Origin of the sequence: Agarivorans sp. B2Z047, from assembly GCF_023373605.1 — a bacterium.
Taxonomy (GTDB): domain Bacteria; phylum Pseudomonadota; class Gammaproteobacteria; order Enterobacterales; family Celerinatantimonadaceae; genus Agarivorans; species Agarivorans albus.
This window is the reverse complement of record NZ_CP088080.1, coordinates 1,716,093-1,728,851: the sequence shown is the minus strand read 5'-3', so window position 1 is coordinate 1,728,851 and position 12,759 is coordinate 1,716,093. Positions and strand designations below refer to the sequence as shown.

Sequence of the window (12,759 nt, the reverse complement as noted above, 5' to 3'; positions counted from 1 at the left end):
TCTAACTATTGCCAGATATCGAGATATCCAGATTGTTTAAAATGCCATTCTGAATAGAGTAGATACAACCATGTACCGATAAGTCTTGGCCTTTACTCCAAGCATTTTGCACGATAGAAGTTTGCGATACGTTTTTAACCTGCTCCACCACATTTAACTCACATAAACGGTCAGCACGCTGCTTCTTGTCTTCAATAGCATCCAGCTCCGCTTCATGGTAACGGTAAACATCTTTAAGATGGCGTAGCCAGTTATCAATCAAACCAAACTGTTCGTTTTCCATCGACGCTAACACGCCACCACAACCATAATGGCCAGTCACAATGATATGTTTTACTTTGAGAACATCTACAGCATATTGAATAACCGACAAACAGTTTAAATCGGTATGCACCACCACATTAGCAATATTGCGGTGAACAAATACTTCACCAGGGGGTAATCCAGCAATCTGGTTGGCAGGTACTCGGCTGTCACTGCAACCAATCCACAAGAATTCGGGGTTTTGCTGTTCAGACAAATCACAGAAGAAGGTTGGATTCTGTTCTTTTATATTTTTAGCCCAGCTACGATTATTACTTATCAGCTGATTTAAATCACTCATACGACCTCTAGTTAACAACACTTCCCTACTACTAGAGGCATATATTGCCCGATGTGATAGATAACTACCACTATTTAGCACAGCATTTACTCACCAAATGGCAGTTCATCTTGTACCGAGTTTTGCTGCTGTTGTTCCGCTAACTTCTTACGCTGCATACGAATAAAACGCATCCTGCGCTGCTTGGTTAGCCGTAATATGTTCTGCTGCTGAGCAGGCTCTAAGGTTTGCCAAGCAAAACGTTCATCGCGATTTCGGAAACAGCCCATACACAAACCGCGGCTATTTGTTTGACAAATACCACGACAAGGATTGGGAATGTCGAAAATCTCTAACTGTTCCATTTGCTGCAATGCTTACCTTTTGAGCAATACGAATAATTTTTATTCATACCTCTACAATGGCATAGCCAAGCAACTTAGGTCAAAGAATTCGCCAAATCGCGATCCAAAAACACGCTAAAATTCAGCCACAAAAAAAGGGCCAAAAGGCCCTTTTTTCTAAACAATAATGACTATGCGCTGGTGTCTACCGAGGCAGCTTTAGAAATCATAACCATTGCTGGACGCAATAAGCGGCCATTTAATTCGTAGCCTTTCTGCAGTACAGCAACTACAGTGTTTGGCGCTACACCTTCAACTTCTTGCATGCCCATCGCTTGGTGCTTCTCAGGATCAAAGGTTTCATCCTGCGGTGAAACAACTTCGATACCAAATTTCTTCACAGCATCAATCAAGGTTTTAAGGGTTAACTCAACACCTTCAATCATCGAAGTTAAGGCTTCGACTTCACGGTTAGCGTGTTGCAAAGCCATTTCCATGTTGTCGATAACCGGTAGCAGTTCATTAGCAAACTTTTCTAAAGCAAACTTACGTGCTTTCTCTACTTCTTGAGCAGAGCGGCGGCGAATATTGTCTACTTCTGCTTTCGCGCGAATAACACCGTCTTTTTGGTCAGCCACGGTTTGTTCCGCAGTTGCTAAACGCTCAAGTAGCTCAGCTACGCTAATTTCTTCACCAGCAGACTCTGCAGCTTCTTCTTCCACTTCACTTTCAAGCTCAGCGTCTATCGCTTCAACCTGTTGCTCTACTTCGTTTTCCGCTACCACTTCTTCGGCTTGTGGTTTGTTTTGCTCACTGCTCATGCAGGGTCTCCGTAATTCTTCACAAATAACTTAAATCTGTTGCATATTATGGGGATCAAACCGCCGCTTTCAAGTGATAGTCACGATAAAACTGGCTGAGTAGTAAAACCACACGTTATAATCACTAGCAACACAATGTTAAATCAACAAGTTATGACTCAAACCTTCAACACTATTGGTTTAATTGGCAAACCCCACCACGAGGGAGCCAATAATACCTTAACAGCGCTCTACCATTGGTTGATTGAACAATCATACAGCGTATTGGTAGAAGAGCAGACCGGCCAACAACTCAGCATTGATGGGCTTAATCTGGTTAGCATTAACCAAGTAGGGGAACAAGCTGATTTAGCGATTGTGGTTGGCGGTGATGGCAATATGTTGGGGGCCGCGCGAGTATTGTCGCGCTACGACATAGCAGTGCTAGGTGTTAACCGCGGCAACCTTGGGTTTTTAACCGATCTAGACCCTTTTAACTTTGAACACCCTTTAAAGGAAGTGTTGCAAGGTGAGTTTATTACCGAGAAACGCTGCTTATTAGAAGCCAAAGTGCTGCGCCATAACGCAGTAAAAAGCCGCAATAGTGCTGTGAACGAAGTGGTACTTCACCTCGACAAAGTAGCCACAATGTTAGAGTTTGAAGTGTATATTGATGACCATTTCATGCTTAGCCAACGCGCCGACGGCCTAATTGTTACCACGCCAACAGGCTCTACCGCTTACTCTTTATCTGCTGGCGGGCCGATCCTTACTCCTAATTTGGATGCCATCGCACTGGTACCGATGTTTCCACACACCCTTAGTTCACGGCCAATAGTTGTAGACAGCGATAGTGAAATTAAGCTCAAGCTGTCTCACGACAATAGCGACCATATGAACATTAGCTGTGATAGTCATGTATCACTACCGGTAATGCCTGGGGACGAGGTTATTATTCGTAAGCAAAATCACCCGTTGCGCCTAGTTCATCCTAAAAGCTATGATTACTTTAAGATATTACGGACTAAGCTTGGCTGGGGAAGCCGCCTGTTTTAAGCAAACATGTAATAAGGAAGTTTTATTTTGCCAGCTACACCAAGCCCTCGCGTTAACCAACGCCAAGAAGTTGTAGAAATAATGCGACAACTGCGCTTTGGCGACGTTTTAGATGTGCAGTTTGTAAAAGTAGGTAATGTACGGATTAAATGTAAGCTTATTGGTTTAGATGACGCTAACTTTCTTATCTTTGCTGTGCCTAAATATGCTCAACAAGGCCATGGTGATGTATTAGTGGAAGGCATGGCTTGCGTGATCCGTTCAATCATTGAAGGAGAAGCCGGTCAATGTATTGCATTTCGCAGCATTATTACCGACATCATCAAATCCCCTAAGCACTTATTGTTTGTTAAATACCCATCTGAAGTAGAGCGTTTTAGCCTACGTAAACAGCAACGCGCGAGTACACGCATTCCAGCAACCGTTACTCACCGCTCCTCTGTAAGTGACCAGCAAATTGAAAACGATTTAAGCTTTGACGGCATTATTCTCGATTTATCAGCCGGTGGTTGCCGCTTCAAGATGGCGTGGCCAGAAAGCAATGGCAAACTGTTACTTGATAGCGTGTTTGTGTACATTAGAATTCCTGGGAAACCAGAGAATGACACAGTAATCGAAGGCAATATTAAAAGCCAAAGCCGAGATGGTCATAACCATATTGCAGTGGGTATAAAGTTTGAAGGTGCTACCGACCTAGATGAGCTATTTGCTCACCTAGCCTTAGACGTATAAAAAGGTTACTAGGCGCAGTAACTATCTAACAGGTCCCACAAGCGGTCGACTTCTTGATGAGTGTTGTAATGCATACAACCTACGCGTAGCACCCCGCCTTTATCCATTAACCCCAATTGCTCCATCATGCCTTGCGCATAAAAATGCCCATGCCACGTAGCAATATTATGCTCACCCAACATAGCGGCAATTTGCTGCGGTTGAATATTTGGCCAGCGCAACGAGAACGTTGCGGTGCGCATATGGCTACGCTGCAAGCTACTCTCACCATAAAGCGTGGCTTGCGGATGGGCAGCCAAGCGCTCCAAAAAATGCTCGCTTAAAGCTTGTTCATGCGCGGCAAACTGCTCAAAACTGGCGGTTAACGCTGCTCGCTTATTTTGCTGTGGGTTCCAATCAGCCAAGTAGTCAACTGCAGCACTCATGCCTGCAATAGCCGCAAAGCTTTGGGTGCCAGTTTCAAAACGACCTGGGCCGATATTGGATGCTGGCTCAACTTTATAAGGTTTGAGCAGCTCCAGCCAAGGATCGGCCACATAAGCAATACCCAGGTGAGGGCCAAAAAACTTGTAAGCCGAACAGAGCAAGAAGTCGCAGCCCAGTTGTTGCACATCCACTAAACGGTGCGGCACATAATGCACCGCATCCACATAAACCATTGCACCTACGCTTTTCGCTTTATGGATAACCCTTTGTAAATCAACAATGCTACCGCTGGTATTAGAGGCATAAGTAAGCGCAATAAGGCGGGTACTAGAATTTATCAATGACTCTAGGTGCGCATAATCCAAATTACAGTTAACTGGGTCAACTCTCACCTGATGAACCTTAGCCCCTTTGTCGGCAGCTGCCTGTTGCCAGCTCGACACATTGGAATAATGATCAAGTGCGGTCACCAGTATTTCATCATTAGCTTGCCAGTCTCGGCTTATGGCCCTACTCAACTTGAAGGTTAAGGATGTCATATTGGCATCAAACACAATGTTATTAGCGCTAGCGGCATTCAATAAGGTTTTAGCCTGCTGCCTTCCTTTTTCTACAACCTGTTCAGTATGCTTGCTACTAGCAAAAGCGCCGCCTAGATTGGAATTACCTTTTATAAAATAGTCGTTCATGGCTTGCAGCACCGAAGCGGGCAGTTGCGCGCCCCCTGGCCCATCTAGATAAATTAAGGACTCTTCATCCCCCCTAGCATTTAAGGCAGGAAACAGCTTGCGTGCAGCCTCTACAGAAAAACTCATGCTTCATCCTTTGCTGTTAATACAAATACATCCATAAAGCCCGGTTCACTGGGGCGATGAGCACGAATTGGCCTTGCATAGTGCCAAAGCTTACTGTCATCAAGTAAGGCTACCTCGCCACTGTCTAGTGCTAAGGTCATAATCGGTGCTTGATGTTTATCTTTAAACACCATGAAATCTCCACCATCAATATTATGACGACGAATGCCCACTACGGCGATATGGCTAAAACCATCTTGATGCACACCTTCAGGGGCAACCGGTGTATCGGAAGCCTGCGCGGCAATTCTAATTTGATGAATTTCAATTTCTTGTCGCTCACTTAAGCTATTTGCTTCCAAGAAAAGGGCACACATTTCATACATGCCTTTAGAAGCAATAATGCTCTGCTCAATATCCTCAAACTGACGAATAACATCGCCTTGAAAGTGATTAACTTGTTCACTTTGCACAAAGCTCCGACCTGGCAGAGCTTGCACTTTTCCATCATTAATACGTACAACAGAATAGCGACGTAAACGGTATTGCCCATCGGCATGCTTAGTATGAGGAAGATTATCAAATGAAGACGATAAATCGTGCACTGCGGCACCGCTTAAATGGTTTAGCTGTAATAAACAATCTGCGTGAGTGTTCATGGATTAATCTCTGGTTAACAAAGTGATAACATCAAGACTAATAACAAACAGCTGCCAGCGCCACACCAAGCAGTATTAAGAATCACAAAAAACCATGAATTCAACATTTAAAACCAATGTATCTTTCCAGTACTTAGTTAAAACACCAAACTGTAACAACTGATCAGCGAATTAAAGAAAAACTCTCCAGTTTTGCCTTAAGCCGCTGATTTGATGTAGATTTAAAACGATATTTTATGCTTTAAGAAACCGATAATTGCTTGTCTTCAACATCTGGATTATCGAAGCACTTGATTAGCAACAAGCTACTCGCTGCCACTAACCCAAATCCAATAACCACTGGATAACAGGTTTGGTTAAAACTAAGGCCGATAAGGCTACCAATGGGAATAGCCACCAACGTAGAAATACTAGCCACAAACGCCGAGCCCATTCCTGCAATTGCTCCTAAAGGCTCCATGGCTAATGAATTTAAATTACCAAACAAAATGCCAATGCAGAAAAATGCTGGGATCAAATAAGCCATTAACCACCAAAGAGGAGGCACTCCGCTGCTAGCCAATAGTAATAAACAAAATACGCTCGTAAGGGCAAGTAAGCCCCACAACGCAGCCTTAATCATTAAGCGCATGCCTAACTTAAGTACAAAGCGACCATTCACTAACGATGCAACACCTACTGCAATCGCCGCTAAAGCAAACAGCAGCGCAAAGTTGTCGGCTTGATTGTAGAGTTGAATAAACAATAATGGCGCGCTATTTAAGTAACCCATAAAAGCGCCAAAAATAAAACCAGATACAATGGTGTAAACCAGCGCACTGCGCTTTTGCAATAAATACTTAAGCCCTTCTACAAAGCTTTGTAATGTTAGAGGGCGGCGTTTATCTAAGGTTAAAGTTTCTTCTTGTCCCCGCCAAAACCCAAGACCAGTAGCAATAGCCATTAGCAATAACATGCCGAAGATCCAACGCCAGTGGGCCAGACCTAAAATAACTTGGCCCACCGCGGGGGCCAAAATCGGCACGACAATAAATACCGAAAACACCACAGACATAATACGCGCCATTTCAGCGCCTTTTAACTTGTCACGCACTAAGGCCATGGTAATAATTCTTGGCGCAGCTGCTCCCATACCTTGCAGTACTCGCCCGGCGATAAGCCAAGCAAACGAGCTAGACAATACACAGATAATGCTACCTACAATAAATAGTAGGTAACCAACATAGATAGGAGGTTTTCGGCCAACCGCATCTGACCATGGCCCATAAACAAGTTGGCCAATCGAAAGGCCTATAAACAGTGATGTTATGGTCCATTGGGCATGCGCGGGATTAGCCAGTTCGAAATCTTCGGCAATGGCTACCAGGGCCGGTAGCATTGCATCCACCGACAATGCTACCAACGACATCATACCTGCAAGTAAGATAATAAAGGCTTTAGAGTGGGTACTGCTGTGTTTCACCAACTACTCCCTAGTACAACAGTGAGCTGTTGGTTATATCACTCTCAAATCGCAATAGCGATAAACAATAACAGCGCAGCTAATTTTTAACTTTTATCGTCAACTTAAGTGCATAAGCTACAACAAAACGTTGTTATTTATTAAACACTAAGAACTTAATCCTGTTTACTTTTGCTATCAAATAACATCGATACCAAAGCAATAAAAGCAGAGCCAAGCATCAACAATAATGACACAGCATTGAGCACTGGTGTTGACCCTTCTCGCAAGCGGTCATACATAGCAATAGTCAGCGGCGCGTCGGAACCCACCAGCATTAAGGTAGTATTAAAGTTTTCGAAAGACATTAAAAAGCTAACCACCGCAGCTCCGATTAAAGCGGGGCTAAGAAACGGCAATACCACGGTAACAAAAGCTACCCAAGAATTAGCCCCTAGGTTTAGCGCCGCCTCTTCCAAGCTAAAATCGAACTTACGTAAGCGAGCTAACACCACCAAGGTAGCAATAGTGGTAATAAACGCTACTTGTCCAATCACCACCAACACAAACCCCGGCCTTAACCACTCTAACTCCCAAGCAAAACTGTTCTCAATGCTGTTCGCCAAGCTGCTACTGGCGACTAAAATTGCCACCCCTAAAATCACTCCAGGTATCACTAAAGGCAACAATAAACCAATGTATAACCAGTTCTTGCCTGGGAAATCAAAACGAATGAACAGCCAAGCATTAGCCGTGGCAAGCAGTAAGGAAAACAAGGTAACAAAACACGCTATCGAAGCACTCACCGCAATGCTAGACAACAAACCATCATCGTAAAGAATGCCCAGCTTAGGTTCGATTTGACCAATAAACCAATCCAAGGTGAAGCCTTGCCAAGGTAGTGCTGCAAACAAACTATCATTAAAAGCAAACACCGCCACAATGCTTAATGGCAGTGCCAAAAAGACTAAGAAACCCACCATATAGAACTGATAAAGAGATTTAGCAGGGCCACGTAATTGATGCAACATAAGGCTCCCCTAACGTCCCAAAGTACGACTGAATGATTGGCCACTTAGCTTTAAACCCAGCGCCACAACTAAAGACGAAACCAGCAACAAAATCACTCCAAAAGCAGCGCCTAGTTCCCAATTAAAACGCGTAATAAACTGAGTAAAAATCTGTTCGGTAAACCATAGGCTATCTTTTCCACCTAATAAACGCGGTGTTAAATAATTTCCCAGGCAAAGCATAAACACCATAATGCAACCCGATACAATGCCGGGCATAGCATAAGGGACAATTATTGAGGTAGTAACGTTCCAACCATTGCCGCCCAAATCGTAACCGGCTTCTATTAAGCTTTGATCCAAGCCCTCTAAAGTACTTACTAATGGCACCACCATGAACAACATTGATGTATACACCAACCCCACTAACATGCTCACATCGTTGTACAAAAATTCAATCGGTTGCTCGGTTAAACCCAGAGCCATTAAACCTTGGCTAATCACACCAGACTCACGTAGCAAGATCATCCAACCGTAAGTGCGCACTAACTCACTTACCCAGAAAGGCAGTAAGCAACTTAACAACAGCAAACGTTTAATTTTACCTTGAGCCACTTTTGCGATGAAAAATGCCACTGGAAAGCTCACTAGCAAGGTTATAAAAGTGGCTAACAACGACATCCATACTGTACGTAATAAGGTTCGCCAATAAAGCGGCTCGCCCAAAAACTGTTGGTATTGGTACCAACCTACGCTGTCCCCTGCCAAATAATCCCGTTTGATGAAAGACAGCTCTAGCATCTGCAAATGTGGCAATACAATAAGCAGAACAAACCACAGTACAAAAGGAAGCAGCAATAAGTAAAACCCAAGCCCTTTAGCTTTCACCCTTCACCTCTTGGCTAATACAAATTGCTTGCTTAGCATCCCAAAATATTCGTAACTTACTGCCCGGAACTATGTGCTGCAAAGAAAAACTAGCACCTGGAGCCACTCGATAACTGTCTTGATGGTGAGTATCTTTAACTACCAATGTGGAACTTGCGCCATCAAACAAGCATTCTTCAACTTCTACATCAAACTGGTTATCGGCTTGAACTTCCCTTCCCGCTTCACAAATTCCAATGGCTTCTGGCCGCACAAATACATCCACTACCGACTTTTCTGCTTGATCAATAGTAGTCGCTACGATCAGGTGGCGACCTCGAGCGGTTTTAAGTAAAGCAACACCTTGTCGTTGTTCACACACCACTGCTGAATGCGCATTGGTTTGGCCAACGAATTTGGCCACAAACGCCGTATTCGGTTGATAATACAGCTGCTGCGGACTGGCTACCTGTTCAAAGCGGCCATTGTTCATTACCGCCACCTTGTCTGACATCACCAAGGCTTCAGATTGATCGTGAGTTATGTAGATAAAGGTTGTGCCAAACTCGCGCTGCAAGTGCTTTAGCTCAACTTTCATTTTTTCACGCAGTTTTAAATCTAGTGCGCCTAACGGCTCATCAAGCAGCAGTAATCGAGGCTCCAGTACTAAACTACGCGCAATCGCAATGCGTTGTTTTTGCCCGCCCGATAACTGAGTAATTTGCTTGTTTTGACTGCCATCTAAGCCCACTCGCTCTAACACATCTTTAATCTTATGCTGTCGCTCGTTGGCTTTAATACCACGGCGCTTTAATCCGTAAGCAATGTTCTCCGACACATTCATGTTCGGAAAAAGAGCCAAGTGCTGAAAAACCATATTCACTGGACGCTTATTTGGCGCTAGCTCGTTAACCCGCTTTTGATGGATCTGAATCTCACCTTCACTGAGTGATTCAAAGCCAGCCAACATTCTTAATAAGGTGGTTTTACCGCAGCCAGAAGGGCCTAAAATAGAGAAAAATGAGCCAGCCTCAACCGAGAAATTAAGCTTATCTACTGCTGTAAATTCTGAGAAATGCTTGGAAAGGTGTTTACATTCAAGATCATATTTAGCGTTTGCCGCCATAGTACTTCCAAATAAAGCAGAGGGGCGCGAGCGCCCCAATAAAACTAGTTGGCCGCTTGTACGCGATCCAGTACTTTGCCTTCCATTGCTTCTAAACCAGCAGGAACAGCGGGATACCACTTAATGTTGTCGATGTCGTCGCTACTAAAGCTGGCGTTAAACTGCGACTTCGCCAGTTCGTTTACGTAAGCGTCTGAACCTTTAGAAGCGGTGAAGTTACCTGCAGCTTCGGTAATTTTAGCTGCTACTTCAGGGCGCATAACAAAGTTAATCCACTTGTACGCAGCATCTACTGCTTTAGACTTTTTAGGAATGGCAAAGGTATCAATCCAACCCAAAGCTCCAGATTTAGGTGCTACAAACTGAATATTCTGTTGATCGCGATTTAGCTTCCAACCGCCAGCATCCCAAGCCATAGCGGCAACTACTTCATTAGAGCGCATCAAGTTCATTAACTCGTCGCCGCCAGACCAGTAAGTCTTAACCAAAGGCTTACATTCCACCAGAGTCTTTTCAACTTTGTTCAATATTTCTTGGTACTTAACGGGATCAGCGTAAGCAGCAAATGGATCTTCACCCAATGCAAAAGCAAAACCGATTAAGGTAGGGCGCTTTAAGCGATAAGAAATTTTACCCTGGTACTGCTGCTGACATAGGTCGGTGTAATCAGCAACATCCTTTGCCATTTCACCATTTACTACCAAGCCGCTGGTTCCCCACACATGAGGAACACCAAATACTTGCTCACCTACAGCGGTATTCTTTTTGGTAGCATCTAACATTGAGGTAATAATTTGGGCCTGCTCAATACGGGCTAAATCGATAGGCTGGTAAATGCCAAACTGTTGTTGCACACCGGTGATGCGGTCTTGGCTAGGTTGGGCTAAATCAAACCCCGAGCCGCCAGTAGCGCGAAGTTTAGAGATCATGTCTTCGTTGTTTGATTTAGTCACTTTTACTTCAATGCCGGTTTCTTTCTCAAACATTTCGATAACTTCTTGTGGTGCATAGCCGCCCCAAGTAAGCAAACGTAAAGTTTCAGCATTGGCCTGCGCACTTACCATTGCGCCCATGCTAAGTGCCAAGGCACTTAATGATAAACGTTTATTCAACATAATCTCTTCCATGTAGTTCTACGGTTAAATGGTTTACCGACAAAAGCGGCTTATTTACAACAAGTATTTGATAAACATGCACCAATTTAATGACACTAATGTGACAAGTAAAAGCGTAGTCGTAAATTTAGAAGGCGTGAAGCAGTGAAGTAAAGTATCTTTAAGAAAAGGGCAACTTATTATTTTGTTGCCCATTCAGTGACAAAAATTTACAAGCCACCAACACTAATAGTGACACTGGTTAGTTGCTTATAAGGGGAATAAACTGCTTTTTGTGTTAATGGCAGATGGTCTAAAAATGGTTCAGCATTTTCAGAAGCCACGTTCAACTCATCGTACAATACTTCATGAAATGCTTTGTCTACACTATGTTTATTGAAACTAGCTATCAGAACCGATTCTATATCTGTATTTTTATAGAACCTTTTGCCGAGTGGACTAAGGTTAATAGCGTTAGCCAACTGATTCGCGATATGCGATACGTCAGATGTTTTTTGAGATAGAAGACTCACCTCCAAGTTCCACATCAAGCAATTCAATTCGCGAACAGTTAACACATCACCGTTTATTAGTGTGGCAAAGTGTTGTATTTGAAGTTCTCCCGTCTTCGGATTCTTTACAGGTCCAACAGTAACAACACTTACAACTTCTTTTGACTGCTTAAGCTCCTTTTCAAAACCAACTACAGGAATAAAACACTCATCAGCTTTTATCGAAGAAGTGATTAGTAACAACATAATCAAGCCAATTTTTGGGGCAAGTTTAAATTTCATCATCTTCCTCACTGTATAGTCTTTACATTAGGCTTTATTTCTATATGCCAGCACTGATTAGATTTACTCGTTTCGTCGATAAACCCACTAATATAACCTTCTGTTTTTAAAGCTTTTAATGCATTCGTAAACTTTACTTTATTGAAGCTATCAAGAGACGCAGCTCTTGTTGAGTTAACACCAATATCAATAATGTTGAGATTCTTGTAATCGCTAATACTTACGCAGTGCTTAGAAGTTCTATTTCCACTAGCTAACTCAGCCAAGATTTTCTCTTCCATAAGCTTAATAACTTCACTTTTACCTTTTGAAGAATTCTCTGCGTAAACATCTAGCACTCTATCTCCAACTGAGCCATAAAGTCGGTATTGCTTTTGTAAGTTAGCTTTAGCATTTCGATACATTATCGCCGCTTGTTGGGCGGGAGTGCGCAGAGTACTCGTAATCACTGCATGCTTCATTCCGGCTTCTTTTAAAGCGAGTTTTATCACTTTTTTACTATATTCAGATACTATTCTTGCTGATTCGGCTATATCCGACTTATAAGTCACCAAGTAGTCTGTAAGTGAATCTAAATTACTATTATCAGCCGGCTTAATACTGGGTGAAAGTCCAGGGAGTAAACGTTCCCAAGTAAGTTTACCGTTTTGATACTTTGCAATATCAGCCTGCTGTTTGGGTTTGAAGTAGCGTGTTAATCGGCTAAACGTTGTGCCGTTAGGATCGACTCTCCCATCAACCTTCTTCATTTTTACATCGTTACGCTGGAAAAAATCTATAGCCGCAACAGTTTTCCTGTCGCACTTCCCATCCTCAGCCAAACAAGCTAAAGGTGAAAACTTGCTTCTATAACAATTGAGTAAAACTTGGATTAGCTTTACATCCTCATCAGCATTTAAGCCTCTTCGGCCAACAGAGTAATTAATAGATAACTGCATCTTCCATCCATGAAGTGGCTATAAAAAGCCCATAAATTTAAACATGTTAAAATTGGGACACTAACACTTAATGACAAAACAGACAATTAAAAATC

The 12,759-nt window shown here is 43.1% G+C and carries 14 protein-coding genes; 2 read left to right on the top strand and 12 right to left on the bottom strand.

What is annotated here, in order from left to right:
* Position 1 precedes the first annotated feature (1 nt).
* The 3 genes from can to grpE form a co-directional block, all read right to left on the bottom strand.
* Entirely contained in the window at positions 2 to 604 is a 603-nt protein-coding gene (gene can / locus LQZ07_RS07910; RefSeq protein ID WP_016402401.1) for a carbonate dehydratase, read from the bottom strand.
* A gap of 86 nt (positions 605 to 690) precedes the next feature.
* Positions 691 to 948: a DUF1289 domain-containing protein gene (locus LQZ07_RS07905; protein ID WP_016402402.1), complete on the bottom strand. Its 258-nt coding sequence runs from the start codon at positions 946 to 948 to the stop codon at positions 691 to 693.
* A 170-nt stretch (positions 949 to 1,118) separates the two neighbouring features.
* Positions 1,119 to 1,748, bottom strand: a complete 630-nt coding sequence (gene grpE, locus LQZ07_RS07900; RefSeq protein ID WP_152779772.1) for a nucleotide exchange factor GrpE — start codon at positions 1,746 to 1,748, stop codon at positions 1,119 to 1,121.
* A 153-nt stretch (positions 1,749 to 1,901) separates the two neighbouring features.
* On the opposite strand from grpE, the gene nadK reads away from it, so the two are divergent.
* Positions 1,902 to 2,783: an NAD(+) kinase gene (gene nadK, locus LQZ07_RS07895; protein ID WP_040307335.1), complete on the top strand. Its 882-nt coding sequence runs from the start codon at positions 1,902 to 1,904 to the stop codon at positions 2,781 to 2,783.
* Positions 2,784 to 2,810: 27 nt separating this feature from the next.
* Positions 2,811 to 3,515: a flagellar brake protein gene (locus tag LQZ07_RS07890; RefSeq protein ID WP_016402405.1), complete on the top strand. Its 705-nt coding sequence runs from the start codon at positions 2,811 to 2,813 to the stop codon at positions 3,513 to 3,515.
* An 8-nt stretch (positions 3,516 to 3,523) separates the two neighbouring features.
* On the opposite strand, the gene LQZ07_RS07885 is transcribed toward LQZ07_RS07890, so the two are convergent.
* From LQZ07_RS07885 to LQZ07_RS07845, 9 genes are all read right to left on the bottom strand, one after another.
* Complete coding sequence (locus LQZ07_RS07885; RefSeq protein ID WP_152779774.1) at positions 3,524 to 4,756, bottom strand: cysteine desulfurase-like protein; 1,233 nt, start codon at positions 4,754 to 4,756, stop codon at positions 3,524 to 3,526.
* Positions 4,753 to 5,394: a 2OG-Fe dioxygenase family protein gene (locus tag LQZ07_RS07880; RefSeq protein WP_152779776.1), complete on the bottom strand. Its 642-nt coding sequence runs from the start codon at positions 5,392 to 5,394 to the stop codon at positions 4,753 to 4,755. Before LQZ07_RS07880 ends, LQZ07_RS07885 begins: the two co-directional genes overlap by 4 nt.
* A 241-nt stretch (positions 5,395 to 5,635) precedes the next feature.
* Complete coding sequence (locus LQZ07_RS07875; protein ID WP_249483592.1) at positions 5,636 to 6,856, bottom strand: multidrug effflux MFS transporter; 1,221 nt, start codon at positions 6,854 to 6,856, stop codon at positions 5,636 to 5,638.
* A 155-nt stretch (positions 6,857 to 7,011) separates the two neighbouring features.
* Positions 7,012 to 7,866, bottom strand: coding sequence for an ABC transporter permease (locus LQZ07_RS07870; protein WP_152779778.1), 855 nt, complete (start codon positions 7,864 to 7,866; stop codon positions 7,012 to 7,014).
* 9 nt (positions 7,867 to 7,875) lie between these two features.
* The gene (locus tag LQZ07_RS07865; RefSeq protein WP_249483590.1) at positions 7,876 to 8,733 is read right to left on the bottom strand and encodes an ABC transporter permease; all 858 of its coding nucleotides are present in this window, start codon (positions 8,731 to 8,733) and stop codon (positions 7,876 to 7,878) included.
* The gene (locus tag LQZ07_RS07860) at positions 8,723 to 9,838 is read right to left on the bottom strand and encodes an ABC transporter ATP-binding protein (RefSeq protein ID WP_152779780.1); all 1,116 of its coding nucleotides are present in this window, start codon (positions 9,836 to 9,838) and stop codon (positions 8,723 to 8,725) included. The genes LQZ07_RS07865 and LQZ07_RS07860 overlap by 11 nt, the downstream gene beginning before the upstream one ends.
* A gap of 44 nt (positions 9,839 to 9,882) precedes the next feature.
* A complete protein-coding gene (locus tag LQZ07_RS07855) occupies positions 9,883 to 10,953 on the bottom strand; it encodes an extracellular solute-binding protein (protein ID WP_016402412.1) in 1,071 nt (356 codons plus the stop codon).
* 209 nt (positions 10,954 to 11,162) lie between these two features.
* A complete protein-coding gene (locus LQZ07_RS07850; protein WP_249483589.1) occupies positions 11,163 to 11,729 on the bottom strand; it encodes a hypothetical protein in 567 nt (188 codons plus the stop codon).
* 5 nt (positions 11,730 to 11,734) lie between these two features.
* Positions 11,735 to 12,664: a peptidoglycan-binding protein gene (locus LQZ07_RS07845; protein ID WP_152779783.1), complete on the bottom strand. Its 930-nt coding sequence runs from the start codon at positions 12,662 to 12,664 to the stop codon at positions 11,735 to 11,737.
* Positions 12,665 to 12,759 lie beyond the last annotated feature (95 nt).